The organism is Bacteroides sp. OM05-10AA, from assembly GCF_003439055.1.
Classification (GTDB): Bacteria; Bacteroidota; Bacteroidia; order Bacteroidales; family Bacteroidaceae; genus Bacteroides; species Bacteroides intestinigallinarum.
On record NZ_QSUR01000033.1, the window covers coordinates 51,798 to 77,366 of the forward strand.

23 protein-coding genes are annotated in these 25,569 nt (G+C 43.9%); 9 read left to right on the forward strand and 14 right to left on the reverse strand.

The genetic code is table 11. The features are described 5' to 3' along the window. The first annotated feature begins 64 nt into the window (after nucleotides 1–64). The 4 genes from gnd to DXB58_RS21375 all read left to right on the forward strand — a co-directional run bounded on the left by gnd (nucleotide 65) and on the right by DXB58_RS21375 (nucleotide 5,006). Entirely contained in the window at nucleotides 65–1,540 is a 1,476-nt protein-coding gene (gene gnd, locus DXB58_RS21360) for a decarboxylating NADP(+)-dependent phosphogluconate dehydrogenase (RefSeq protein WP_032846467.1), read from the forward strand. A 243-nt stretch (nucleotides 1,541–1,783) separates the two neighbouring features. Continuing rightward, complete coding sequence (zwf, locus tag DXB58_RS21365) at nucleotides 1,784–3,280, forward strand: glucose-6-phosphate dehydrogenase (protein ID WP_032853567.1); 1,497 nt, start codon at nucleotides 1,784–1,786, stop codon at nucleotides 3,278–3,280. Beyond that, nucleotides 3,277–4,008 carry a 6-phosphogluconolactonase gene (gene pgl / locus DXB58_RS21370; protein ID WP_004297828.1) on the forward strand — a complete coding sequence of 244 codons (732 nt, stop codon included), beginning with the start codon at nucleotides 3,277–3,279 and terminating at the stop codon, nucleotides 4,006–4,008. Before zwf ends, pgl begins: the two co-directional genes overlap by 4 nt. Before the next feature lie 47 nt (nucleotides 4,009–4,055). Next, nucleotides 4,056–5,006, forward strand: a complete 951-nt coding sequence (locus DXB58_RS21375; protein ID WP_122138209.1) for a Dyp-type peroxidase — start codon at nucleotides 4,056–4,058, stop codon at nucleotides 5,004–5,006. Nucleotides 5,007–5,028: 22 nt separating this feature from the next. Here the strand turns inward: DXB58_RS21375 and DXB58_RS21380 are convergent, their stop codons facing one another. The 7 genes from DXB58_RS21380 to DXB58_RS21410 form a co-directional block, all read right to left on the reverse strand. Beyond that, the gene (locus DXB58_RS21380) at nucleotides 5,029–5,241 is read right to left on the reverse strand and encodes a hypothetical protein (RefSeq protein ID WP_004310918.1); all 213 of its coding nucleotides are present in this window, start codon (nucleotides 5,239–5,241) and stop codon (nucleotides 5,029–5,031) included. 266 nt (nucleotides 5,242–5,507) lie between these two features. Continuing rightward, nucleotides 5,508–6,206: a LytTR family DNA-binding domain-containing protein gene (locus DXB58_RS21385; protein ID WP_004300327.1), complete on the reverse strand. Its 699-nt coding sequence runs from the start codon at nucleotides 6,204–6,206 to the stop codon at nucleotides 5,508–5,510. A gap of 42 nt (nucleotides 6,207–6,248) precedes the next feature. Next, complete coding sequence (locus tag DXB58_RS21390; protein ID WP_008999361.1) at nucleotides 6,249–7,310, reverse strand: sensor histidine kinase; 1,062 nt, start codon at nucleotides 7,308–7,310, stop codon at nucleotides 6,249–6,251. A gap of 48 nt (nucleotides 7,311–7,358) precedes the next feature. Beyond that, nucleotides 7,359–8,579 carry an ABC transporter permease gene (locus DXB58_RS21395; RefSeq protein ID WP_004300329.1) on the reverse strand — a complete coding sequence of 407 codons (1,221 nt, stop codon included), beginning with the start codon at nucleotides 8,577–8,579 and terminating at the stop codon, nucleotides 7,359–7,361. A 119-nt stretch (nucleotides 8,580–8,698) separates the two neighbouring features. Further along, nucleotides 8,699–9,442, reverse strand: coding sequence for an ABC transporter ATP-binding protein (locus tag DXB58_RS21400; RefSeq protein WP_004300330.1), 744 nt, complete (start codon nucleotides 9,440–9,442; stop codon nucleotides 8,699–8,701). 48 nt (nucleotides 9,443–9,490) lie between these two features. Beyond that, nucleotides 9,491–10,711 carry an efflux RND transporter periplasmic adaptor subunit gene (locus DXB58_RS21405; RefSeq protein ID WP_122138210.1) on the reverse strand — a complete coding sequence of 407 codons (1,221 nt, stop codon included), beginning with the start codon at nucleotides 10,709–10,711 and terminating at the stop codon, nucleotides 9,491–9,493. Between the two features lie 19 nt (nucleotides 10,712–10,730). Next, entirely contained in the window at nucleotides 10,731–12,128 is a 1,398-nt protein-coding gene (locus DXB58_RS21410; RefSeq protein ID WP_199488001.1) for a TolC family protein, read from the reverse strand. A gap of 218 nt (nucleotides 12,129–12,346) precedes the next feature. Between DXB58_RS21410 and DXB58_RS21415 the strand changes: the two genes are divergently transcribed. Genes DXB58_RS21415 through cydB form a run of 3 tightly spaced genes read left to right on the forward strand, consistent with a single transcriptional unit; the run spans nucleotide 12,347 to nucleotide 15,331 of the window. Further along, nucleotides 12,347–12,583, forward strand: a complete 237-nt coding sequence (locus tag DXB58_RS21415) for a DUF4492 domain-containing protein (RefSeq protein ID WP_004300334.1) — start codon at nucleotides 12,347–12,349, stop codon at nucleotides 12,581–12,583. A 20-nt stretch (nucleotides 12,584–12,603) separates the two neighbouring features. Further along, nucleotides 12,604–14,151 carry a cytochrome ubiquinol oxidase subunit I gene (locus DXB58_RS21420; protein WP_004311577.1) on the forward strand — a complete coding sequence of 516 codons (1,548 nt, stop codon included), beginning with the start codon at nucleotides 12,604–12,606 and terminating at the stop codon, nucleotides 14,149–14,151. Between the two features lie 37 nt (nucleotides 14,152–14,188). Beyond that, on the forward strand, nucleotides 14,189–15,331 hold the full coding sequence (gene cydB, locus DXB58_RS21425) for a cytochrome d ubiquinol oxidase subunit II (RefSeq protein ID WP_004300336.1): 1,143 nt from the start codon (nucleotides 14,189–14,191) through the stop codon (nucleotides 15,329–15,331). 146 nt (nucleotides 15,332–15,477) lie between these two features. Here cydB and DXB58_RS21430 read toward each other — a convergent pair whose 3' ends face one another. From DXB58_RS21430 to wecB, 4 genes are all read right to left on the reverse strand, one after another. Continuing rightward, nucleotides 15,478–16,434 carry a D-2-hydroxyacid dehydrogenase gene (locus DXB58_RS21430; RefSeq protein ID WP_008999364.1) on the reverse strand — a complete coding sequence of 319 codons (957 nt, stop codon included), beginning with the start codon at nucleotides 16,432–16,434 and terminating at the stop codon, nucleotides 15,478–15,480. A 97-nt stretch (nucleotides 16,435–16,531) separates the two neighbouring features. Next, entirely contained in the window at nucleotides 16,532–17,803 is a 1,272-nt protein-coding gene (locus tag DXB58_RS21435; RefSeq protein WP_004300338.1) for a replication-associated recombination protein A, read from the reverse strand. 7 nt (nucleotides 17,804–17,810) lie between these two features. Further along, nucleotides 17,811–20,387 (reverse strand): DUF5686 and carboxypeptidase-like regulatory domain-containing protein, encoded by a 2,577-nt coding sequence (locus DXB58_RS21440; protein ID WP_122138220.1) that lies wholly within the window; start codon nucleotides 20,385–20,387, stop codon nucleotides 17,811–17,813. Nucleotides 20,388–20,705: 318 nt separating this feature from the next. Further along, nucleotides 20,706–21,794 carry a non-hydrolyzing UDP-N-acetylglucosamine 2-epimerase gene (gene wecB, locus DXB58_RS21445; protein WP_122138211.1) on the reverse strand — a complete coding sequence of 363 codons (1,089 nt, stop codon included), beginning with the start codon at nucleotides 21,792–21,794 and terminating at the stop codon, nucleotides 20,706–20,708. Between the two features lie 92 nt (nucleotides 21,795–21,886). On the opposite strand from wecB, the gene DXB58_RS21450 reads away from it, so the two are divergent. Beyond that, the gene (locus tag DXB58_RS21450) at nucleotides 21,887–22,510 is read left to right on the forward strand and encodes a trimeric intracellular cation channel family protein (RefSeq protein WP_004300342.1); all 624 of its coding nucleotides are present in this window, start codon (nucleotides 21,887–21,889) and stop codon (nucleotides 22,508–22,510) included. An 8-nt stretch (nucleotides 22,511–22,518) separates the two neighbouring features. Here the strand turns inward: DXB58_RS21450 and DXB58_RS21455 are convergent, their stop codons facing one another. The 3 genes from DXB58_RS21455 to DXB58_RS21465 form a co-directional block, all read right to left on the reverse strand. Then, nucleotides 22,519–23,019, reverse strand: a complete 501-nt coding sequence (locus tag DXB58_RS21455; RefSeq protein WP_122138212.1) for a DUF4251 domain-containing protein — start codon at nucleotides 23,017–23,019, stop codon at nucleotides 22,519–22,521. 126 nt (nucleotides 23,020–23,145) lie between these two features. Next, complete coding sequence (locus DXB58_RS21460; protein ID WP_122138213.1) at nucleotides 23,146–24,108, reverse strand: M48 family metallopeptidase; 963 nt, start codon at nucleotides 24,106–24,108, stop codon at nucleotides 23,146–23,148. A gap of 45 nt (nucleotides 24,109–24,153) precedes the next feature. Next, complete coding sequence (locus tag DXB58_RS21465) at nucleotides 24,154–24,714, reverse strand: LemA family protein (RefSeq protein WP_004300345.1); 561 nt, start codon at nucleotides 24,712–24,714, stop codon at nucleotides 24,154–24,156. Between the two features lie 240 nt (nucleotides 24,715–24,954). Between DXB58_RS21465 and DXB58_RS21470 the strand changes: the two genes are divergently transcribed. Beyond that, a complete protein-coding gene (locus tag DXB58_RS21470) occupies nucleotides 24,955–25,458 on the forward strand; it encodes an RNA polymerase sigma factor (RefSeq protein WP_004300346.1) in 504 nt (167 codons plus the stop codon). Nucleotides 25,459–25,569 lie beyond the last annotated feature (111 nt).

The following is a 25,569-nucleotide window of genomic DNA, read 5'->3' on the forward strand; positions in this document are numbered from 1 at the left end:
ATATTGCGAACAAATGTGCATTTCAAATGTTACTAAGATAAAGAATATTCAAAATATACAAGTTATGGCAAATCAGAATAAAACAGATATCGGACTTATCGGCTTGGCTGTGATGGGCGAGAATCTTGCTTTAAACATGGAGAGTAAGGGATGGCACGTGTCGGTTTATAACCGTACTGTTCCCGGAGTAGAAGAGGGGGTGGTAGAACGCTTCCTGAATGGTCGTGCAAAAGGTAAAAACATCGAAGGATTCACAGATATAAAGGCATTTGTAGATTCGATAGCTATTCCCCGTAAGATTATGATGATGGTTCGTGCCGGAAGTCCTGTTGACGAACTGATGGATCAGCTTTTCCCGCTGCTTTCACCGGGAGATATCCTTATTGATGGCGGTAATTCTAATTACGAAGATACGAACCGCCGTGTCCAACTGGCGGAATCAAAGGGATTTCTTTTCGTCGGTAGCGGTGTGTCCGGTGGTGAAGAGGGAGCCTTGAATGGAGCTTCTATCATGCCCGGTGGTTCGGAAAAAGCATGGCCGGAAGTGAAGCCGATTCTTCAAAGTATTGCGGCAAAAGCACCGGATGGCACTCCTTGTTGTCAATGGGTGGGTCCTGCCGGCTCCGGTCATTTTGTGAAGATGATTCACAATGGTATCGAATATGGTGATATGCAACTGATCGCCGAAGCCTATTGGGTGATGAAAAAGTTGCTTGATTTGACCAATGAGGAAATGGCTGATGTCTTTGCCCGTTGGAACGAAGGCAAACTTCGCAGTTATCTGATCGAGATCACCGCCAACATTCTGCGGCATAAAGACAAATCCGGAGGTTATCTCATTGATAAAATCCTGGATGCAGCCGGACAGAAAGGAACCGGAAAATGGTCGGTTATCAATGCGATGGAACTCGGTATGCCGTTAGGGCTAATTGCCACGGCGGTATTCGAACGAAGCCTTTCTTCACAGAAAGACTTGCGTCACCTGGCTTCCAAGCAATTCCAGTGTCAACATACACAACCTATATATAATAAGGCGGAACTCGTAAAGAATATCTTTTCTGCTCTTTATGCTTCCAAACTCGTCTCTTATGCCCAGGGATTCGCCGTGTTGCAACGTGCTTCCGACGCTTTCGGCTGGCATCTCGACCTGGCTTCCATTGCGCGTATGTGGCGTGGGGGATGCATCATCCGCAGTATATTCCTGAACGATATTGCTGCTGCCTTCGAAGCCACCGACAAGCCTAAACACTTGTTGTTGGCTCCTTATTTTAAAGAAGAAATGAAGACATTGCTTCCCGGATGGAAGAGTCTGGTGGCGGAATCCATGAAAGAAGAACTTCCCGTTCCTGCTTTCTCCTCTGCCCTCAACTATTTCTATTCGCTCACTTCTGCTGATCTGCCCGCCAACCTTGTGCAGGCACAACGCGATTATTTCGGTGCGCACACTTTTGAGCGTAAGGATGAGTTGCGCGGACAGTTCTTCCACGAGAACTGGACAGGTCACGGAGGAGATACGAAATCGGGCACATATAATGTTTAAATAGAAAAATAGTTTTGAAATGATAAATTATATTTCACCACAGAGGACACGGAGGACACAGAGGTTTTATATTTTTATTTACTATGGAGTAACACAGAGTTTCACGTATTTATAATTGTATTTATCGCTCTGTTTTACTTGCAGAAAGAGAGAGAAGAACTCTGTGTTCTCCGTGTCCTCTGTGGTGGACTCATAAATGATTATTTACCATTTCAAAACATAAATCAAAACAATTCTTGAATGATGGATAAATTTGCAATGATAATTTTCGGTGCGTCAGGTGATTTGACCAAGCGTAAGCTGATGCCTGCCCTTTACTCCCTCTACCGTGAAAAACGGTTGACCGGAGAGTTTTCCATATTGGGTATCGGGCGTACGGTCTATTCTGACGATAACTACCGTTCCTATATATTAGAAGAACTACAACAGTTTGTCAAGTCCGAAGAACAGGACACAGCTCTTATGGCTTCATTTGTCTCCCATCTCTACTATTTACCGATGGACCCGGCAAAAGAAGAAGGTTACCCGCAACTCCGCCAACGTCTGGTGGAATTGACTAATGAGGTAGATCCGGACAATCTGCTGTTCTATCTTGCCACTCCGCCATCACTTTACGGAGTAGTGCCCCTCTATTTGAAAGCTGCCGGACTTAACACTCCCCACTCGCGCATCATCGTTGAGAAACCTTTCGGTTATGATCTCGAGTCGGCACTTGAACTGAATAAAACGTATGCCTCTGTTTTCAATGAGCATCAAATTTACCGTATCGACCATTTTCTCGGTAAGGAAACGGCCCAGAATGTACTGGCTTTCCGTTTTGCCAACGGTATCTTCGAACCTCTCTGGAATCGTAACTATATTGACTACGTAGAAATTACAGCCGTAGAAAATCTGGGTATCGAGCAACGAGGCGGGTTCTATGAAACGGCAGGTGCGCTGCGGGATATGGTGCAGAATCATTTGATACAGCTCGTGGCCCTTACGGCTATGGAACCGCCTGCTGTTTTCAATGCAGACAATTTCCGTAATGAAGTGGTGAAGGTCTACGAATCTCTTACTCCATTGAATGATGTCGATTTGAATGAACATATTGTTCGCGGACAATATACAGCCTCCGGTAGTAAAAAGGGATACCGTGAAGAAAAAGGAGTGGCTCCCGATTCGCGCACGGAAACTTATATTGCCATGAAACTGGGCATTAGTAACTGGCGCTGGAGCGGCGTTCCGTTCTACATTCGTACAGGTAAACAAATGCCGACGAAAGTAACGGAAATCGTTGTTCATTTCCGGGAAACACCTCACCAGATGTTTCATTGTGCCGGTGGCAACTGTCCACGGGCTAATAAATTGATCCTTCGTTTGCAACCGAATGAAGGAATTGTGCTCAAAATCGGAATGAAAGTCCCCGGTGCAGGTTTCGAAGTCCGCCAGGTGACGATGGATTTCAGTTATGCACAGTTGGGCGGTGTGCCTAGTGGTGACGCTTATGCCCGTCTGATAGATGATTGTATCCAGGGCGATCCGACTTTATTTACTCGAAGTGATGCAGTAGAAGCCTCATGGAAATTCTTCGATCCGGTGCTCCGCTATTGGAAAGATAACCCCGATGCGCCTCTTTACGGTTATCCCGCAGGTACGTGGGGACCTTTGGAAAGCGAAGCAATGATGCACGAACATGGGGCTGACTGGACGAATCCTTGTAAGAATTTGACAAATACAGATCAATATTGTGAATTATGAAACTATCAGTTTTTCCCTCATCAATTGAAACTTCACGAGCATTGATACTCCGCCTGGTGGAAATCATGAATGAAGAGCCGGACAGAGTGTTCAATATCGCAGTTAGTGGTGGTAATACCCCTGCTCTGATGTTCGATTTATGGGCGAATGAATATATGGAAATTACCCCTTGGGACCGTATGCGGATTTATTGGGTGGATGAACGTTGTGTGCCTCCCGATGATTCGGACAGTAATTACGGAATGATGCGCAACCTTCTTTTGGGTATCACTCCTATTCTCTATGAGAATGTATTCCGTATCCGTGGAGAGGCAAAGCCTGCGAAAGAGGCGGTTCGTTATTCGGAGTTAGTCCGACAGCAAGTGCCGTTTAAGCGTGGTTGGCCGGAATTCGATATTATACTGTTGGGAGCCGGAGATGACGGACACACTTCTTCGATCTTTCCCGGGCAAGAAGATTTGCTGACTTCAAACTCTATTTATGTGGTCAGTGCACATCCCCGTAACGGGCAGAAGCGTATCGCAATGACGGGATACCCCATTCAGAATGCCCGCTATGTCATTTTCCTGATTACCGGAAAAAACAAAGCCGATGTAGTAGAAGAAATCTGTAATTCGGGAGACACTGGTCCCGCAGCCTATGTGGCTCATCATGCGCAAAATGTAGAACTGTTTATGGATAAAGGGGCTGCCGCATATATTGAAGATCCTAATAAAAAGATGAGTTAGAACAGAACTATTTCATTGACGAAACTAATAGAAAAAAAAAGAAAAATATGAATCCTTATCAACATTCATTTGGTGGTAATATCCCACAAGACGTAGCGGGGAAACAAGGCGAAAATGTTATTTTTATTGTTTATACTTTAAAAGATTCGCCTGAAACTCTTGACAAAGTAAAAGATGTGTGTGCCAATTTCTCGGCCCTGATTCGCAGTATGCGTAACCGTTTTCCTGATATGATGTTCAGTTGTACCATGGGATTTGGAGCCGATGCCTGGAGCCGTCTTTTCCCGGAACAAGGAAAACCCAAAGAACTGAAAACTTTCGAAGAGATAAAAGGCGAGAAGCATACGGCAGTTTCTACTCCGGGCGACTTATTGTTTCATATCCGTGCAAAACAGATGGGATTATGTTTTGAGTTTGCATCTATCATCGATGAGAAACTTCAAGGCGTGGTTGAACCTGTCGACGAAACTCACGGTTTCAGATATATGGATGGCAAAGCCATTATCGGCTTTGTGGATGGAACGGAGAATCCGGCGGTTGATGAAAATCCCTATCATTTTGCAGTTGTAGGAGAGGGAGATGCTGATTTTGCAGGAGGCAGCTATGTCTTTGTGCAGAAGTATATTCACGATATGGTTGCGTGGAACTCCTTGCCTGTGGAAGAACAGGAGAAAGTGATCGGACGTCGTAAGTTTAACGATGTCGAACTGTCTGACGAGGAGAAACCTCAAAATGCGCATAATGCCGTCACTAATATTGGTGATGACCTGAAAATAGTGCGTGCCAATATGCCGTTCGCCAATACATCTAAAGGAGAATATGGTACTTACTTCATCGGCTATGCAAGTACGTTCACTACTACCCGGCAGATGTTGGAAAGTATGTTTATTGGCAATCCGGTAGGCAATACCGACCGTTTACTGGACTTTAGTACAGCAGTTACGGGAACACTTTTCTTTGCTCCTTCCTACGATTTGCTAGGTGAACTGGGCGAATAAAAAATAAAAGACTGGGGGAGTATTACACTTTAGTAATCTCCTCCACTACATATTGGTCTTTTACTTTCTTGCAGGTACATACGAAGAATTCCGGATGTTTCAGAGCTCCTTGTAAAGTATCAGGAAGAATCATTTCTTTAGTACGACGGTCCATTGCAACCGTTGCATACAGGATACCTTCACTCTCGCATTTCTCTATTAATGCACTTTTTAGTTCTTCTACGCTATATTCCATTTGTGTGATCCTTTGTCGCTGCAAAGTTATGGAAAATATGTATATTTTGTGCAATTATATTCCTGTAATAAATAAAAAAAATAGCTCCCTAGTTCGTCCGCCGACGAGGGAGCTATTAACACAAAAACTAAACTAGACTTAACTAAACTATTCTATTCTTGGAATTTCACAATCCCTTTCTGTTCGTTGCAAAGGTAGATATAAAACGGGTTTTGACAAACTATAATCGACAAAATTCACTTTTTTACCGATAAATTCATGAATAATTAGCTCCTTTCGTCAAGAAAAGTCTGAAAAACTTGCTTGTAACTATCGCTGATAGGAATATATGTCTTGTCAAAAACAATACGGCCGCGGTCGATCACACGTATCTTATCTTTTTGCACAATGAATGAGCGGTGCACGCGTATGAAACGGCTGGACGGTAAAAGTTCCTCCATTGCTTTCATACTCATCAGTGATAGAATAGGTTTGGAAGCATCTTCCGTATATATTTTAATATAATCTTTCAGTCCTTCGATATACATGATTTTCTTCAAGTCCACTTGTACCAGTTTGTAGTCACTTTTCACAAAAATACTGTCTATCTCTTCCGGTTTCTGTACAAGTTCGAACCATTGAAGGGCCTTGTTGGCAGCTTGCAGGAAATCGACGTAGGAGATTGGTTTCAGCAGGTAATCGAGTGCATTGACACGATAACCGTCGATGGCATACTGTCCGAAAGCGGTAGTAAACACAATGCGGGTGTGCGGATCTACCATCTTCGAAAACTCCAAACCATTAAGCTCCGGCATCTGGATGTCCAGAAACAGGAGATCGACCTCTTCGCCAGGCAATTCTTTCATTGCCTGAACCGCACTGGAATACTTTCCTACGAGTTGCAGGAACGGGGTTTTATTCACGTAACTCTCTAACAAGCTAAGAGCTAACGGCTCATCGTCAACAATTGCACAACGTAACATCATACTATTTTATATCTAAAGTTTTTATATCCAATGTTTTGAAATCTATTCTCTGATCTTGATACTTAATCTCGATTCATATACTTTTTCATCTTTTGAGATGCCTTTCGACCAAGTATAAGCCCCGGGATAAAGAATCTCCAACCGGCGGCTGACTTGCTCCAGTCCCACACCCGAGCCACTTTTATCCTCCACTGTCTTTGGATGATTACTGTTGCGGATTTCGCAAATCACTTCCTTATCATTCTCCGAAAGATGAATACTGATGAAACTCGATTCAGTAGGGGAGATGCCATGCTTGAAAGCATTCTCTATCAATGAGATAAAAATAAGCGGAGCAATAAGCGTCTGACTGTCAGGCTGAATATCAAATTTAGTAATCATCTGTACATTGGCCGACAGACGGATGCGCATCAGTTCAATGTAATTTCGGATAAAATCAACCTCTTTACAGAGAGGAACGTACGTTTGTTGGTTATCATATAACACATAACGAAGCAGTTTGCTCAACTCCTGAACTGCTTGTTGCGCTTTGTCCGAATCAAATGCAATCAGTGCATAGATATTATTCAGGGTATTCAGCAGAAAGTGAGGGTTCAGTTGGTTTCGCAGATTTTTCAGTTCCGCTTCCGCACGGTTTCGTTCCGCTTCTTTGCGGGCAGCTTCATTTTGCGTCCATCGCGCGCTCATACGGATAGCGGCACTTAGGCCGATAGTAAATACGAGACTCAACATATCTCTAAGGAAGAACAGCCATCCCGGAGGCATACCCGGTCTTTTGGCTTTGGGTGCAAATGACGGATCGAATGTCAGGCTTTGCCAGAGATGTAACAAAATGCCGATGACACATAAAAAGATAATGTTGTAGACGATATATCTTTTGGCCTGACTCTGAAACAGATAACGGGGAACAAGAATGAAATAATTCACGTAGAACGCAATCATAAAAGAGAGTGGTACAGCAAGATGGCGTATATAGGCCATCCAGTTGATGTTCCCGTTTCCACGTTCAACGAAGAAGAACGGGAAACCGAACATAATCCCCCAGCTGATAATGTGTATCAGTATCTCCAGGGGACGACGTGCGGATGTAAAGGTTTGTTTCATAAAGACAAAGATAATTTTTTTAATTGACAACCGACGGTTGTCAATCAATTATTCGTATCTGATGGCTTCTATCGGGTCTAAATCTGCTGCTTTCTTAGCCGGATACCATCCGAAGAAGACGCCCGTAACAGTACATACTGCGAAGGAAAGGAATACACTCCACGGCTGGATATAGATAGGCCAATGCGCTACGCTCTTGACAATCCAGCTGGCCCCGCAGCCGATAATCACTCCGATAATACCTCCCGTGATACTAATCATGATGGCCTCGATAAGGAATTGGCTTAGAATATCGACTCCACGTGCACCGACAGACATACGCAGACCGATTTCACGGGTACGTTCCGTAACGGATACATACATGATATTCATAATTCCGATACCACCTACTACCAATGAAATACCTGCGATACAAGCCAGCAGGGTTGTCATCAAATCGGTGGTTGAGTTGAGCATCGTACTCAATTCCTGTTGGGTACGGATGGTGAAATCATCGTCATCCGAAGCTTTCAGCTTATGGTTGCGACGGAGGATCGTACTGATTTCGTCAGTAGCATAATCCGTCATATCTTCGGTAAGGGCAGAGGCAAACACTCCCTGCAAATACGTAACGGCAAGCAGACGTTTCATCACTGTGGTGTATGGCGCAAGCACTACTGCATCCTGGTCTTGTCCCATAGAGTTGTAGCCTTTGGCTTTGAGCACACCTACCACACGAAGCGGTATTTTACTGAAACGAATAATCTTACCTACCGGATCACTTCCGTCCGGAAAAAGATTGTCTACTATAGTCTTTCCAATCACACATACTTTGGCCGAACTCTGTATGTCGGCTTCAGTGAACATCTCTCCGTTTTCAACAGTCAGCTGGCGGATGTCGAGGTATTCTGTTCCGACACCATTCACGGAAGCCGGGTAGTTGTTGTTTCCGGCAATGAGTTGCCCCGATGATGAAACATTGGGACTGATGGCGGACAGGAAACTTGTCTCATCACGCAAGGCTTCGTAGTCGGCAAGCTTCAAAGTCTGCATAGCAGACGGGTCTTGCCGGACACCTCCACGCATATCGGCTCCCGGATGAATCATAATCATGTTCGATCCCATCTCGGAAATCTGCTGCTGGATGCTTTTCTTCGAACCTTGTCCGATAGCCAGCATCGTGATGACAGAAGCAACACCGATAATGATACCAAGCATGGTTAGAAAAGCACGCAGCTTATTGTTCGCCAATGCCCGGAGAGCTATCTTAAATAAATTAGTTCCATTCATAATGAATAATTTGCTAATTTGTCCATATACTAATGGGGCAATTTTCTGAAGGTATAGTCACTCAACCTGTTTGTTGTTCAGCAATCGGCACATTAGTATATCGGCACATTGAATAATTATTAATCCTCGTCGTTTTTCGGCAATGCGGCCAGCGCTTCGGCAGCAGACAGAATTTTCGGATTGGTTGTATCTTCTATAACCTGACCGTCACGCAGACGGATATTCCGGCTACTATATTGCGAAAGTTCGGGATTATGTGTTACAAAGATAATCGTACGTCCCTCTGCATGAAGCTTTTGAAACAGTACAAGTATCTCGAAAGAGGTACGGCTATCGAGGTTTCCGGTCGCTTCGTCGGCAAGAATCACTGCCGGATTGTTGACCAATGCGCGTGCGATGGCAACGCGTTGCATCTGTCCACCGGACATCTGGTTGGATTTATGTTCCAGACGGTCTCCCAATCCTACAGCCTGTAGGGATTCGATGGCGCGGCGACGGCGTTCGGAAGCGCTCACGGCAGAGTTGTACATAAGCGGTAGTTCCACATTTTCTACAGCCGTCGTTTTAGGTAACAAGTTGTAGCTTTGGAACACGAAGCCAATCTTCCGGTTTCTTAGTACTGCACGTTGAGGCTTGCTCATCGTACGTACGGGAATATCGTCGAGCAGATATTCTCCACTGGTCGGGGTGTCCAGGCAGCCTAATATATTAAGCAGCGTGGATTTTCCCGAACCGGAAGTACCCATGATGGTGACAAACTCTCCTTCATTGATATTGAACGAAACGCCCCGCAATGCGTGGACGGTTTCGTCGCCTACCTGAAAGTTACGTTTGATATTTTGTATTTCAATTACTTTTTTCATCGTAAATAATGTGTTAATGTGCCAATAACGGATTGGCACATTGAATAATTATTTTTTCTTCTTACTTCCCGGAGGGCCAGGCATGAACGGACTTCTTTCTCCGCCACTTTCCTGATTTCCTTCAGCAGCCACATTTTCACCGGGCATTGCTCCTATGGTAGCTTCGGTCACTACTTTTGTTCCTTCGGAAATGCCACTGATAATTTCTGTAGATATACCGTTGCTGATTCCTACTTCTACCGGATGAGCGGTGAATGTGGTTCCTTCACGAGTCCAGAGTTTATGTTCGCCTTCGCAATCTTTTACGATGTCATTATTACCGATTAACGGTTTTTCAGGTGTGAATCGCAGTGCTTTGTTCGGGACAGACAACACATCCTTTTTATCAAGAATATAGATCGTGACATTAGCTGTCAAACGAGGTTTCAGTTTCAAATCAGGGTTGGGAGCAGAGATTACAACTTCATAAGTAACTACTGTAGTGGTGGTGCTTGTACTGCTCGTACTGCTTGCATCTCCCAGACGAATTTGTGTAACTACGCCTTCGAATACATCATTCGGATAAGCATCTACCGTGAAGCTGGCACGCTGGCCTTCTACTACACCGCCTATATCAGCTTCATCCACATCGGCTACTACCTGCATCTGTGTCAGGTCGGCAGCAATGGTGAACAGTGTCGGAGTTTCGAATCCGGAAGCAACGGTTTGTCCTGCTTCCACATCACGGCTGATGACTACTCCGTCAATCGGTGAGGTGATAGTAGCATAAGCCAGGTTACGTTCTGCTTTTGCGAGCGATGCCTTACTGCTATCATAGCTACTTTTCGCTTTCTGATAGTTGTAGAGGGCCTGTTCGAAATCCGTATCACTAATCAGTGACTTTTCGTGTAAGCCTTTGCTACGTTCATAATTCTTCTTCTGATATTCATATTCGGCTTTTGCACCATCGTACGTTGCCTGTTGTGATGCCAGTTCACTTTGCAATGTGGCACGGTCCATTTCGGCAATCAACTGTCCTTTGGTTACTACCGAGTTGTAATCTACGTAAATCTTGTCGATGATACCGGAAACCTGTGTACCGACTTCTACTTCCGTCACCGGTTCGATGGTTCCGGTAGCAGTCACCGAATTTGAAATATCGCCTTTGCTCACGCTGGCAGTGGCGTAGGTGACTTTGTGCTTGGCCGGTGAACCTGCAAAGAACCAGATTCCTGCACCTGCTACCACAACGACTGCCACAGCGATTAAGATAATCTTTTTCGTTTTCATTCGTTTATTATGCTTTTATTTAGATTGCTAATTGATCTCCCTGATAGAACTTCAGCAACTGCATATTCAGTATAGCCATATATTTGGCTTGAAGTTGTTCCTGCTGTGCTTGCAGCAAGTTGTTCTTTTCAGTAAGAAGTTCTATGGTATTTTTCATTCCCAGATTAAACTGTTCGCTAATCAACTCATAGCTGATTTGTGTACTCTTCAACTTCTCGTTTGCTGCTGCATAACGTTGCTGTGCACTGTTAGCATCCAGCCAGAGTCCTTCGATGGTCTTGTACAGAGCCTTTTGTTCGTCAAGCAAGGATAACATGCTCGTCTCGTATTGCAATTTTGCTTTCTGTACGGCACTTTTAGTTTGACGGTTATTGAAGATCGGCACACTGACAGACAATCCGATCGAATTGTTCCATCCGTTTTTCACTTGCTCTCCGAAAGTGAAGTCGCTGCCGCTGGTGTGGTTGGTTCCGATTCCTGCGCTAAGGCTGATTGTGGGCAAATAACTTGATTTGGCAATACCGATACCCAGTTCGGAAGCCTCTACATTAAGTTTGCTAGCTTCAATCTCCGGGCGAAGACTCAATGCACTAATGTACACATCTTTTTTGGTAGGCAACGGAGCCAGTACATTTTCATCGGACAGGGCAGGGAGGTAGATGTTCATTTCATTCTCCCCATCCAGTTCGAGCAATTGTTTCAGTTGTAATTTGTAATCTTCAAGAGTGGCTTGCGCTGTGACAAGTTGGTATCGGTCTGTGCTCACCTGTGCTTCCAATTGGGCGAAGTCGCTTTTGGCAATACTTCCGGCGTTCAGAAGTTCCTGTCCGCGGTCACGCTGCGCAATAGAAACTTGCAGGGTACTTTCGTTTACTTTGACAGACTCGGCTGCATAAAGAATCTGGATATACACTTGGGCGATAGATTCCTGAATGTTATTTTCGGAAGTCGCTACGTCCAGTTCGGCTACCTGATTGTTCAACTTTTCCTGTTGGATGGTTTTCAGTCTTTTATTACCATTATATAAAGTCCACGACGCATTCAGTCCATAATTACCATTGTAGCTCGTTTTACTATTGCTACTGATAATTTCGCTGCCGCTTACCCGGCTACTTGTCTCCTGATACGGACGATTCACCACCTGTTGGCTGGTAGAGAACGAAAGACTGGGAAACAAGGCAGCCTTAGCTGTCTTCACATCAATCTGCGTGCTGGCCGCAGTGATCCGGTTCTTGCGAATCGTGATGTTCTGCTCTATTGCGTAGTCGATGCATGACTGTAAATCCCATTGAGCCGGAATTTTCGTTTCTTTCAGCGTATCGACTTGCAGCGGAGAAACTTGGGCAGATATGCCGGACAGCATACCTGCTCCAAGAAATGTCATCACTGTCAATCTTCTTACATTTATCATATTCATACTTCTATTGATTTACTGTTAGCGAAGGTACGTACATATTATATATGCCGCAAAAACGATAGACGGATGACGTAATTTCGCCGTTAAATGTTTTTTTTCTGTCGATAGGCAGGTTTTTGAAGAAAAACACAACAAATCGCGCAACTTTTTCGACTAGTTGTTTGTTTTAATTATAAAAAATGTATATTTGTACTCATTACAAATTATAACGTCAACATATGAAGAATACACTGCTTACGATCTGGAACTTCTATTTGGAGGGCTTCCGTAGTATGACCTTGGGGCGTACCCTGTGGGTTATCATTCTGCTGAAATTATTCGTTATGTTCTTCATCCTCAAAATGTTCTTTTTCCCTGATTTCCTCCGTGACCATCCTACGGATGACGACAAAGGAACATACGTGGGAAACGAACTGATAGAACGTGCCATCCCCGGTAAATCTACTGATTTTTAACTCTTAAACTACATAGGATTATGATTGAAAGTATTGACACCTCGCTGATCGATTGGTCGAGAGCCCAATTTGCGATGACAGCCATGTACCACTGGATTTTTGTTCCTCTCACACTCGGACTGGCAGTGGTGATGGGAATCATGGAGACGCTGTATTATAAAACAGGCAATGAATTTTGGAAAAAGACTGCCCAGTTTTGGATGAAACTTTTCGGTATAAACTTTGCTATTGGTGTGGCAACCGGTTTGATTCTGGAGTTTGAGTTCGGTACGAACTGGAGCAATTATTCGTGGTTTGTAGGAGATATCTTCGGTGCTCCGTTGGCTATTGAAGGTATTTTGGCATTCTTTATGGAAGCCACATTTATCGCCGTCATGTTTTTTGGGTGGGGCAAAGTAAGTAAACGTTTCCACTTGGCTTCTACCTGGCTCACAGGCTTGGGAGCTACGATTTCTGCCTGGTGGATTCTCGTAGCCAACGCATGGATGCAGCATCCGGTAGGCATGGAATTCAATCCTGATACAGTTCGTAATGAGATGGTAGATTTCTGGGCAGTGGCTACGTCACCTGTAGCGGTCAATAAATTCTTCCATACGGTATTGTCCGGCTGGGTGCTGGGTGCTATTTTTGTAGTCGGCATCAGTTGTTGGTATCTGCTGAAGAAACGTAATCGTGAGTTTGCGCTTGCCAGCATCAAGATTGGGGCGATTTTCGGATTAGTAGCATCGTTGCTTTCTGTTTGGACCGGTGACGGTTCCGGTTATCAGATTGCCCAGACGCAACCGATGAAACTGGCTGCTGTGGAAGGTCTGTATGAAGGCGGCACTAATGTAGGTCTGGTTGGAATAGGAGTGTTGAACCCGGAAAAGAAGACTTACAACGATGGGAAAGATCCTTTCCTCTTCCGTTTTGAAATCCCCAGCATGCTTTCTTTCCTTGCAGAACGTAATGTAGACGGCTACGTTCCTGGTATTACAAATATCATCGAGGGTGGTTATCAACAGAAAGACGGATCGACAGCTCTTTCTGCTGCCGAGAAGATAGAACGTGGAAAAACGGCTATCGGTGCATTGGCTGCCTATCGTGCAGCAAAGAGTGCAGGACATGAGGAAGATGCTCAAATTGCATATAAAGTATTACAGGAAAATATTCCATATTTCGGTTACGGATATATCAAAGATGTGAACCAACTGGTTCCGAATGTTCCTCTGAACTTTTATGCGTTCCGTGTAATGGTAATCTTGGGCGGATACTTCATCCTGTTCTTTATTGTCGTTCTCTTCTTTATCTATAAGAAAGATTTAAGCCAGATGCGTTGGATGCACTGGATTGCTCTGCTGACAATTCCTTTGGGATACATCGCCGGACAAGCCGGATGGGTGGTTGCCGAATGTGGCCGTCAACCGTGGGCTATCCGTGATATGTTGCCGACAATGGCTGCCATCTCCAAACTGGATGTAAGCTCTGTACAAACGACTTTCTTTATCTTCTTGCTCCTGTTTACAGTGATGCTGATTGCAGGTGTCGGAATTATGGTAAAGGCTATCAAAAAAGGACCGGAGAATTGATAATTACCTATTACTCATTACTTAATATTTTAGCTATATGTATATATTTTTACAACAATATTGGTGGCTTGTCGTTTCCTTGTTAGGGGCCATACTCGTGTTCTTATTGTTTGTACAAGGAGGTAATTCTTTGTTGTTCTGCTTGGGTAAAACCGAGGAGCATCGTAAGATGATGGTGAATTCTACCGGACGTAAGTGGGAGTTTACGTTTACTACATTGGTTACATTTGGAGGAGCTTTCTTCGCTTCTTTCCCCTTGTTTTACAGTACCAGTTTCGGCGGTGCATATTGGCTTTGGATGATTATACTTTTCAGTTTTGTATTGCAGGCTGTCAGTTATGAGTTTCAGAGTAAAGCCGGAAATCTGTTAGGTAAAAAGACATACCGGACTTTTTTGGTGATTAATGGAGTGGTAGGTCCTGTGTTACTTGGTGGGGCAGTGGCTACTTTCTTTACCGGTTCTGATTTCTATATTAATAAGGCCAATATGACAGATACCATTATGCCGGTAATCAGTCATTGGGGAAATGGCTGGCACGGATTGGATGCACTGACCAACATTTGGAATGTAATTCTTGGATTGGCTGTATTCTTCCTTGCCCGTGTGTTGGGATCTCTCTATTTCATTAATAATATTGATGATAAGGAGCTGACCGATAAATGTCGTCGTGCAGTACGCAATAATACAGTTTTGTTCCTTGTATTCTTTTTGGCATTTGTCATTCGTACATTGGTATCTGATGGCTTTGCCGTTAATCCGGATACACAGGAAATTTATATGCAGCCATATAAGTATCTCACTAACTTTATCGAAATGCCGGTAGTGCTGGCTTTATTCCTGATTGGTGTGGTACTGGTTCTTTTCGGCATTGGAAAGACATTGCTTAAAAAGACGTTTGATAAAGGAATCTGGTTTACGGGAATCGGTACGGTACTGACTGTTTTATCTTTATTGCTGGTAGCAGGGTACAACAATACCGCTTATTATCCGTCATATACAGACCTGCAAAGCTCATTAACTTTAGCCAATAGCTGTTCCAGCGAATTTACACTAAAGACAATGGCCTATGTCTCTATTCTTGTTCCATTCGTAATTGCATATATTTTCTATGCTTGGCGTAGTATCGATCGTCACAAAATTACCGAGAAAGAAATGGATGAAGGAGGACACTCATATTGATACGTTGTCCACATCGAATTTCGAATTGAGATTCTTCTAGGAACAAATAAACTCCCCTTATTTAATTCTCTATGTCATGGTAGAGAAGTTAAATGAGGGGAGTTTTTATATATAAGCCTTTTCTATCTTTTCGGATATATCGCTTTTTATTTATTGACTATATTCTCCGGTTTTCCGGCAATGTAAGCCTGAAGGTTACTGATTGCAATATTCATCAGACGTTCACGAGCCTCGATGGTTGCCCAGGCAATGTGCGGAGTGATGTAGCAGTTCTTTGCAGTTAGTAATGGATTGTCGGCACAAGGCGGTTCAGTAGAAAGCACGTCTACTCCGGCTGCATAAATCTTGCCACTGTTCAAAGCGTCTGCAAGGTCTTGTTCGTTGATAAGCGGGCCGCGACCGGTGTTGATTAAAATAGCTGTCGGCTTCATCATACCCAGACGGCGTGCATTTACCATTTCGCGTGTCTCCGGAGTAAGCGGGCAGTGCAAACTGATAATATCACATTCGCTGAACAACTGATCTAAATCCATCTTCTTGATTTCCGGTGGCAACTGGAAGTGAGATTTTGAAGTCAATGCATACACTTGCATACCGAAACCGATAGCAACGCGCGCTGTGGTATATCCGGTATTTCCCAGTCCTACCAGACCGATTTTCTTTTCCCGCAGTTCCATCAACGGAGTATCCCAAAAACAGAAATCCTTGTTGTTAGCCCAACGACCTTTATGCACTTCTTCAGAGTGGTGTTGCACTTGTTGAGTGATGTTCAGGATATGCGCAAATACCATTTGAGCAACGGAAGCGGTGCTGTATGAAGGAATATTAGTAACGACGATTCCCCGTTCTTTTGCAGCAGCTGTGTCTACCACATTGTATCCGGTAGCCAACACACCGATATATTTCAGTTCGGGCAGTGCAGCCATGTGGTCTGCATTGATGATTACCTTGTTAGTCAGAATTGCTTCTGCACCGGCTGCACGTTCTAATACCTCTTCCGGAGCTGTACGATCATAAATTGTACATTCTCCAAGCACCTTCATACCTTCCCAGGATAAATCTCCGGGATTGGCGGCATAGCCGTCTAAAACTACAATCTTCATTTCAATTTCAATATTATTAATATGTTATAATGTTTCCTACTGCTTTATTTTGCTTTTAGCTTTTCTTACAGAAGGGAGTGACTTATTTTACGAACACTTATTTCTTAAATTTGTCTCCCCACAACTGTATCATTCGCTCGGCATGTTTCTGTTCTGCCGGATTGTTTTGCGGTTGCCATATCCGTTTGTCTTTCAGCTCGTCCGGAAGAAATTGCTGTTTGACAAAGTTACCTTCATAGCTGTGCGCATATTTATATTCCTGTCCGTATCCCAACTGTTTCATCAGTTTGGTCGGAGCATTGCGCAGATGCAAGGGCACAGGCAGATTACCGGTTGACCGGACTAGCTCTAATGCATCGTTAATTGCACTGTATGCCGAATTGCTTTTAGGACTGGTAGCTAGATATATCGTCGCTTCGGCCAAAGGAATCCGTCCTTCGGGCCAACCGATCTTCATCAATGTATCAAAGCATGCATTGGCGATAAGCAACGCATTTGGGTTGGCAAGTCCGATATCTTCGGAAGCCGAGATCACAAGCCGACGGGCAATGAAGGCAGGATCTTCGCCTCCTTCCACCATACGGGCAAGCCAGTAGATCGCTCCGTCAGGATCGCTACCGCGGATAGACTTGATGAAAGCCGAGATAATGTCATAATGCATCTCTCCATCCTTATCATAAGCCAGTGGATTCTGTTGCAAGCGTTCGGTCACCATTTCATCGGTGATGACAACTGTTTCCTCCGTCTCCGATTGCACAACAAGTTCCAATATATTAAGCAGTTTGCGGGCATCTCCACCGGAGAAGCGCAGCATAGCTGTTGTTTCTTTCAATTCAATTTTTCGTTCCTTCAGTATGGCATCCGTAGTGATGGCACGTTGCAGAAGTTCCTGCAAATCTTCTTTTTCCAAAGATTTGAGTACATAAAGCTGGCAACGGGATAGGAGAGGGCGGATGACTTCGAACGACGGGTTTTCCGTTGTTGCACCAATCAGCGTGACTGTTCCGTTCTCTACAGCTCCCAACAGTGAATCCTGCTGTGACTTGCTGAACCGATGGATTTCATCGATAAACAGAATCGGGCTGGACTGCGAAAAGAACCGGTTGCTCTTGGCACGGTCTATCACTTCGCGCACATCCTTCACACCAGAGGTCACAGCACTCAAAGTATAGAAAGGCGTTTCCAGTTTGTTGGCGATGATCTGTGCAAGAGTCGTTTTACCTACTCCGGGAGGTCCCCAGAGAATAAAAGAAGAGATGCGTCCTGCGTCAATCATCTTCCGCAAGATGGCTCCCGGTCCAACTAAATGTTTCTGACCGATATATTCATCCAAAGTTTTTGGCCGTAACCGTTCTGCTAAAGGTTGCATAATTTTTTTAGAATACCATTAATACCATGAAACGAATACCGTTTTTGTTGATACCCGGATTATCACGATAAGTGAAACGATGTACATATTCAACGTGCAGCAACTTGAAAATGTTGTAGATACCTACACTTCCTTCAATATAAGGCACTTTCGGGTCCATCACGAAACTGGTGAACTTACCGTCGCGTGTCGGGAAACGGAACAAATCGGGATTGTTGCTCTTAAACGGATTATTCTTATCTGTCAATGTTCCCCACAAAGCACGTACGCGGAACATTTCCCTCCATTTCAAGTTCTTGATAAGAGGAATACGGTTGAATAGTTTTCCATTCATATCATAAGATAATGACATGGAAGCGTAACGGTCGTTCAGGAATTCCATGTTATTAATCAAGTTGAACGTTTCGCGCTGGGTGATGTAGGACAAGTTAGCTTCCGGCAAGATCAACAACGGGAAAGGAACCGTGTTCCATTCTGCTCCTGCTTTTAAGCTACAATCAATCTTTCCCCAGGAAGCGGGGAGCCAGAAACGTTTCCATACACTTGCTTCCGTACGGTTAAAACTGTAATCTCCACCTAGTACTCCTTTGAAACCCATGGCATGAGTCAGGGTAAAGATAGGAGCATCCAACGATACAGGTACGCGGCGTTGTTTGGAGTTGACAAATGATTCGCCCGGAGCATAACGCAGTGTCAGACTCGCTTCCGAAGTCGTGACATCATGCACACGGGTTTGTGCGGCATCATTGCGCAGATATTCCAGTTTGCCGGTAGGCTCGTCGTTACGATGGCGCAGCATGGCTTTCACTCCGAATCCTGTCAGCGTTTCAAGTTCATAATTAATGGTGGCGTCGCGCATATACGACATCTGGTCTACTGTCGTTGTTTTTACCGACAGGAAGATATTGTCTTTATCTGTGAACAGGAATTTATCCATCGGAGACATTACGTCATAACTGTACGATGCCGAAAGATAATGTTTCGGGAATTCCCAGACAACATAATCGCGTTTATTGAACGAATAAGTCACCGTACCGCTATATTTCCAGCGTTCATCTTTCAGACCGTAAGCTCCGTATCCGTTCAAGAACCAGTGTTTGTGGAAATGAGCAGTTGTCATACCACTTAACCGGAAACGGGTACCATCAATGTAGTTGCTTGAAATCATGGTGTTGATAGGACCGATATCCACTTTGCTCGGATGGCCTTTGCTTCCTGTTTCCACAAAGTTTTCAATCAGCGCTTTCGCTCCGAAGATAATGTATTTGAATCCCGGTATCTGTTCGAGGCGGTTGACGAATACGTCCATCGAACTTTCTTTCTTCGTCAGCGGCACTTGGCGGACACTCGCCCAATACTCATCGCTTTTCGAAAGCATATCCGCTTCTTTTATCACGCTGCCTTTCAACCGGAACAGTCGTTGTTCGATAGGATCGAATTTATAATTACTATACTTTGTAGTTCGTTCCACCTGCAATCCGCCTGCTGTTTTGTTGGAATTCCAGGACAGGTCTACGGTCATGTCATCATCCGCCAATACCCAGTTTCCGTTAGGGAGTTGCTCGTATTGTTGCACGATGTCCATACGGTTGACGAAGTTTACTCCGGTCTTTTTAGGCAGGTTCATCGTACATTTCTGAACGGCATAAGTGGAGTCGTTCAATACATAAAGATGTCCGGTGAATCCAAAGTCCTGCGAGTTTTGCGGAACAAACGTGAGGTGAACACATTCGCGCTTGTTTACTATCAATGTGTCCATCAGATAATATTTATAAAATGAGATGGCATTGTTACCGATAGGACTAACGAAACGCTGTTGGAGTAACCGGATATCGTCGTCGTAGATATTGATGTCGGCAAATACATCTTTCAATACAGTGCCGAGCATATCTCCTGTGGAGAAGAATTCGTCGATACCGTTGGAGTTTTTACCTTTGATAAGTGTTTTCTTGCTTTCGGGATTTTTGCGATAGATGGTTTGCGAAGCCGTCTCCTGTACGGAAATCGGGAGAATCAATTTGTTGGTTGTTTCCGAAACTTCCACCTGATCTTTTAGGAATGAATATTTCTTGTAGATTCCTTTTTCCAGTTTTTCCGGCGTGAGGTCGTTGATAGACATCTTCATTTTCTCGTACTTGTCGTACTGATAGTATTCATTCACTTCAAGGACTTGTGCCTTTTTGTGTTCGATTACTTTCTTCATGAATTCAACTGCCGGGTTGTTCTTACGGGAGTATTTTTCCTTTTGAGGTTTCACGACAACCTCGTTCAGGAGCACATTATCCGGAGCCAGCTTAACGTTTACCGTCTGATTGTTGGAACCTACTCTAACTGTTTTACTGATATAACCTACTGCAGAGAACACAAGAGTTCCTCCGTTTCTGCGGGCTTCAAGACTGTATTCTCCGTCAATATTGGTGATGGTACCCATATCTCTTTTTTCCTGATAGTAAACAGAGATATACATCAATGGCTCATGGGTAACTGAATCAGTGACTACCCCTTTTATTTGCTGCGCAAAAGCATCTGAAGCTGCCAATACGAGTAAGAACAGTATAAGTATTTTGCTATATCGTTGTATCATAACGTTCGTAGTAGGGCGCAAAGTTAACAAATAACTCTAAGGATAGCAGAATATATAACTTTTTTTACCCATCGTTTTTTGTTGTTTACAAGCTTTGGTTATCTGTCAATGAAAGGGAATAGGGGTAATTCACCTTTCGATAAATTAGTTTCCCGCGTGGATAGTGATTGTTTCTCTACGGGAAACCCTTGTTCCCCCTATGGGGAAACTCTTGTTTCTCTACGGGGAAACAAGAGTTTCTTTACGGGATAAATAAAGTTTTCCGGCATGAAATGGAAAGTAACATGCCGGAAGATGAAATGTATCTTTGCAGCAGTGCTATTTTTTATCAGCCAATATCTGTACGATACGCTCTGCGGTACGTCCGTCCCAACGTTCGGGGAGTTCGCCTCGTTTCCATTCGCCTTGCATCAGGGTATCCATTGCTTTGGCAAGCAGGACAGGATCTTCCCCGACCAGTTCGTTGGTTCCCATGCGCCATGTTTCGGGATGTTCGGCATACGTGTTGAGCGTGATACATGGAATACCCATAAATGTTGCTTCTTCGGCTACGTTGCCCGAATCTGTAATGATTCCCTTTGCCTTGTTTATCAGATAACCGAAGAACAGGTAATTCTGCGGAGGCATTATGTGGAGGTTCGGAGCTTCGATGCCTAATTCTTTGATGGCATTTCGTACGTATGTGTGCAGCGGTGCTACGATGGGCATACCGGCAGATTTTTCAATGATTGTTTTCAGCAACTGACGCAGATTTTCTTTGTTGTTTAGCAATACGCGACGGTTGAGGGTGAGCAGGAGATAATTTCCCTCTTGCAGTCCCAATACGGAAAACCATATCGGTTTGAGCAAACGGTTCCGGTTGTAGCGGATGGTATCTATGAGAATGTTACCTACATAATATACGTTTTCACTTTCCGTTCCTGTCTGGTTCAGGTTGCGGTTGGCAACCATGCCGGCAGTAAACAGATAGTCGGATATTCCATCTGTAATCATACGGTTGACCTCTTTCGGCATCTTCATGTCGAAAGAACGGGTTCCGGCTACGAGATGCGCCACCTTGATTCCTTGTTTCTTGGCAACGATGGCACAACTCATGGTGGCAGTCAGATCGTCTACCACGAGAACTACGTGTGCCGGATTCTCCGTCAGTTCCTGTTCGAAGGCTACCATGATTCCGGCTGTCAAACTCGTTGGATTACTACTTTCCACTCCCAGATAAACATCAGGAGCTTTCATATCGAGGTCCGAAAAGAGAGAAGCATCCAGACTTGTATCGTCTTTCCTTCCTGTATATACCAGTCGGTAAGAGATACTTTTACCCAGCGCCCGTGCGGCTTCAATAGCGCGTGTAATGGGAGCTATCTTCATAAAATTGGGGCGTGCCCCCGCAACAATTGTTATTTTCATATTGTTTCTATCTTATTCGGTTTAATTCGTGAAGCAAAAGTACATTTTCTTACGGAATTTATTCGTTACTTTGCATACAAAATAACAAATATATGCCCACATTCGTTCAAATTCTTGATTTTATAGGCACATTTGCCTTTGCTATTAGCGGCATCCGGCTGGCTTCGGCGAAACGTTTCGACTGGTTTGGTGCTTATGTGGTAGGACTTGCTACTGCTATCGGTGGCGGTACTATTCGTGATGTCCTGCTCGACGTGACACCGGGGTGGATGACCGACCCTATATATCTGATTTGTACGGGACTGGCTTTGCTGTGGGTAATCTGTTTCGGACGTTGGCTCATCCGGCTCAATAATACTTTCTTTATTTTCGATACCATTGGCTTGGCATTGTTTACCGTGGTAGGTGTAGGCAAAAGCATTGCTTTAGGCTATCCTTTCTGGGTGGCGATTATCATGGGTAGCATTACGGGAGCAGCCGGTGGAGTGATTCGTGACGTATTTATCAATGAAATACCTCTTATCTTCCGAAAAGAAATTTATGCAATGGCCTGCGTTGTAGGCGGTATTGCATACTGGCTGTGCGACGTTGCAGGTCTGGAATCATACGCCTGTCAGTTGATTGGCGGACTGGCGGTATTCCTGACCCGCATCTTAGCTGTCAAATATCACATTTGCCTGCCTATATTAAAAGGTAGTGAAGAGCCGGAAGAATAAGGACGGCATTATTTTTCCTCCTTTATATCCAGTTCTCCCTGAAAACTAATGGACTGCCGGTTTTGCATATTGACATCGATACTTGCCGAACCATTGGGGAATATTTTGGCTCTGAATTCATATCTGTCTTCAGGATTACGTGCGACGAACTTGATAACGGCATTCCCTTTTTTATCCATTTCCACATTATATTCTTTGAGGATGGCTTTGAAGTTAAGTCCGTCACCTCCACCATACGGAATGCTATAAGCCCGTCCATAATAAGGCAAGTAAGAAATAACCGAATCATTTCTGATTGTCAGTGAGTAGGAAGATGTCAAAGGGATGGAGCGTCCGCGCATCGGCATGGCAGTGTTGACATCTATCTTATAATTTTCTGATTCAATCAGTTTCATTACCGCTTCTTTCTTCTGTTCCTTCTTTTCCTTTTTACTTTGTTGAGCCGAAAGGGTAGGGATGCCCACTAGCAAGGCTAGTAACAGCATAAAGATTTGTTTCTTCGTTCTCATATCAGTTTGCATTTAGGTTGATGTATATATGTATAACAATCAAATATACAAAAAAGACAGGGATACTTCTGTTTCTTTTAATGAAAATTAAACAGAACCCCCTGTTATTTATGAGTTTAGCCCGATTTAGAACTGTTCCAGTATTTCGATTCGTTTTTCGATGGGAGGATGAGTGGCAAACAATCCGCTAAGTCCGCTGAATATACTTTTAGATGCCTTTTTGGGGTTCTGAATAAATAATTGTGCCACGTCTTTTCTTTCTACTGCCTCGATAGCGGGATCTGCTGATATTTTGCGGAGAGCGTTGGCCAGTGCCAACGGATTCTTCGTCATTTCTGCCGAACCTGCATCTGCCATATATTCGCGTTTGCGTGAGATGGCAAAACGCATCAGGCTTGCGAAAAGATAACCGATGGCGGCTATCACTAAAGCGATAAGAATAAAGATAACCACACCGCCGCTACCTTTACTGTTACTACGCACGCGCATGTGTGTAATGGCATAAAACGTGATTTCTGTCAGCATGGAGAAGATACCGACAAAGACAATGGAAATAATCAGCAGGCGTACATCGTGGTTGCGGATGTGACTTAGCTCGTGCGCGATGACTGCTTCCAGTTCCTCATCATTTAGTTTCTGGATGATGCCCTCCGAGAGAGTAACGGTGTATGTGCGTTCGTTGATACCGCTGGCAAATGCATTCAGGGAACTGTCATAGATGATATTGATTTTCGGCATTTTCATGCCTTGAGACATACAGAGGTTTTCCACCAGATTATAAACTCGTTTATTCTCCTGACGGTTCAGCGGCTTGGAGCCGGTGGCGGAATTGATAATGCTTGTGTTAGCCCAATAGGCAATCAGAAACCAGATTAATACAATCCCCATGGTATATGGTAACGAAGAGAAGAAGAAATGATTGACTATTGGCATCATTTCGACTTCCATCCCCTTTCTATATCCCCAAAGAATCAACAGGTAGCAGGCCAAATAGAGGAGTGCTGCCACGAGACAGGGAAACAGGAATAGTAGAAACGCAGAGCGCAGATTATTCCGGCTCTGCTGTGTTTGGATTCCGACGTATTGCATGCGTGTTCGACTTTTGTAATTGGATGGACGGTGTATATAAAGGTTTTAGAAACTAATTTTGGGTGCCTGCTCCAAATTCGCACGTTCGTTTTTCCCCAAGTCGAACATTATCTCTCTTTGGAATCCTGTCATTCCTGCTACGATATTCGACGGGAATGTCTGCACGGCGTTATTGTATTCTTTAGTGGCCGAGTTGAAGTAGCGGCGAACAGCAGCCAGTTTATTCTCTACATCAGAAATTTCTTCCTGTAATTGCAGGAAATTCTGATTAGCTTTCAGATCGGGATAAGCCTCGAGAGTAATCTTCAATCCGGCAAGAGCGGAGCTCAACTGATTTTCGGCAGCTATCTTATCGTCGATCGTTTTTGCGCTGACTGCACCGTTACGTGCCTGAATCACCCGGTCGAGCGTTTCTTTCTCATGTGCGGCATATCCTTTCACGGTGTCTACCAGTTGGGGAATGAGATCATGGCGTTGTTTCAACTGCACGTCGATGTCGGCAAATGCGTTTTCACGATTATTTCTCAATTTCACTAATGAGTTGTACATGGAAGCAAAGATAATGCCCAGCAATACAATAATTCCTACAATAATAAGTATGGTCATAGCCTTTTGTTTTATTTAATAATATAAAATCAAAAGTAATCTATTTGGTTCTTTTAACCAAGAGGTAAAGGAAATATTTACTAAATACCACCTAAAAACTATCAGAAAGCACCTGAAATCTGTCATTTGATAGAATTAACCCCCAAGAAATGACAAATTTTCACCTGTTGGATACACAAAATTCCTTTAAACTTGCAAATGTCGAGAAAAAACGAATATTAACCATAAAACCATTAAAGTATGAAAAGTTTAAGTTTCAGGAAAGATTTAATTGGAGTACAGGAAGAATTGCTTCGTTTCGCTTATAAATTAACGGCCAACCGTGAAGAAGCAAATGATTTATTGCAGGAAACATCTTTAAAAGCATTAGACAATGAAGAGAAATATGTTCCGGACACAAATTTCAAAGGATGGATGTACACAATCATGCGTAACATCTTTATTAATAACTACCGCAAAATAGTACGCGATCAGACCTTTGTTGATACCACCGATAATTATTATCACTTAAATCTGCCACAAGATTCAGGATTTGAAAGTACCGAAGGTGCTTACGACCTGAAAGAGATGCATCGCATCGTCAACGCACTCCCCCGGGAGTATAAGATTCCTTTCTCCATGCACGTATCAGGTTTCAAATACCGTGAGATTGCAGAGAAATTAGGATTGCCATTAGGTACAGTGAAGAGCCGCATATTCTTCACACGTCAACGTTTACAACAAGAGTTGAAAGATTTTGTATAAATGAGGATAACGCATACAAACAAGCTTATAAGCAAAAGGAGCAAGGGGATAGATCCTCGTTGCTCCTTTCTTTGTACGCTCGGCATGAGCATTATCTAACGGGTGTAAGTC

Coding starts and splice junctions, on each gene's coding strand:
- DXB58_RS21435 (WP_004300338.1), bottom strand. CDS start 17,803: ATGCAACCTTTAGCAGAACGGTTACGGCCAAAAACTTTGGATGAATAT.
- DXB58_RS21465 (WP_004300345.1), bottom strand. CDS start 24,714: ATGACCATACTTATTATTGTAGGAATTATTGTATTGCTGGGCATTATC.
- wecB (WP_122138211.1), bottom strand. CDS start 21,794: ATGAAAATAACAATTGTTGCGGGGGCACGCCCCAATTTTATGAAGATA.
- DXB58_RS21430 (WP_008999364.1), bottom strand. CDS start 16,434: ATGAAGATTGTAGTTTTAGACGGCTATGCCGCCAATCCCGGAGATTTA.
- zwf (WP_032853567.1), top strand. CDS start 1,784: ATGGATAAATTTGCAATGATAATTTTCGGTGCGTCAGGTGATTTGACC.
- DXB58_RS21460 (WP_122138213.1), bottom strand. CDS start 24,108: ATGCAATACGTCGGAATCCAAACACAGCAGAGCCGGAATAATCTGCGC.
- DXB58_RS21385 (WP_004300327.1), bottom strand. CDS start 6,206: ATGATGTTACGTTGTGCAATTGTTGACGATGAGCCGTTAGCTCTTAGC.
- DXB58_RS21410 (WP_199488001.1), bottom strand. CDS start 12,128: ATGAATATGATAAATGTAAGAAGATTGACAGTGATGACATTTCTTGGA.
- DXB58_RS21395 (WP_004300329.1), bottom strand. CDS start 8,579: ATGAATGGAACTAATTTATTTAAGATAGCTCTCCGGGCATTGGCGAAC.
- DXB58_RS21400 (WP_004300330.1), bottom strand. CDS start 9,442: ATGAAAAAAGTAATTGAAATACAAAATATCAAACGTAACTTTCAGGTA.
- DXB58_RS21470 (WP_004300346.1), top strand. CDS start 24,955: ATGAAAAGTTTAAGTTTCAGGAAAGATTTAATTGGAGTACAGGAAGAA.
- cydB (WP_004300336.1), top strand. CDS start 14,189: ATGTATATATTTTTACAACAATATTGGTGGCTTGTCGTTTCCTTGTTA.
- DXB58_RS21405 (WP_122138210.1), bottom strand. CDS start 10,711: ATGAAAACGAAAAAGATTATCTTAATCGCTGTGGCAGTCGTTGTGGTA.
- DXB58_RS21375 (WP_122138209.1), top strand. CDS start 4,056: ATGAATCCTTATCAACATTCATTTGGTGGTAATATCCCACAAGACGTA.
- DXB58_RS21390 (WP_008999361.1), bottom strand. CDS start 7,310: ATGAAACAAACCTTTACATCCGCACGTCGTCCCCTGGAGATACTGATA.
- DXB58_RS21450 (WP_004300342.1), top strand. CDS start 21,887: ATGCCCACATTCGTTCAAATTCTTGATTTTATAGGCACATTTGCCTTT.
- DXB58_RS21420 (WP_004311577.1), top strand. CDS start 12,604: ATGATTGAAAGTATTGACACCTCGCTGATCGATTGGTCGAGAGCCCAA.
- DXB58_RS21415 (WP_004300334.1), top strand. CDS start 12,347: ATGAAGAATACACTGCTTACGATCTGGAACTTCTATTTGGAGGGCTTC.
- DXB58_RS21455 (WP_122138212.1), bottom strand. CDS start 23,019: ATGAGAACGAAGAAACAAATCTTTATGCTGTTACTAGCCTTGCTAGTG.
- gnd (WP_032846467.1), top strand. CDS start 65: ATGGCAAATCAGAATAAAACAGATATCGGACTTATCGGCTTGGCTGTG.
- pgl (WP_004297828.1), top strand. CDS start 3,277: ATGAAACTATCAGTTTTTCCCTCATCAATTGAAACTTCACGAGCATTG.
- DXB58_RS21380 (WP_004310918.1), bottom strand. CDS start 5,241: ATGGAATATAGCGTAGAAGAACTAAAAAGTGCATTAATAGAGAAATGC.
- DXB58_RS21440 (WP_122138220.1), bottom strand. CDS start 20,387: ATGATACAACGATATAGCAAAATACTTATACTGTTCTTACTCGTATTG.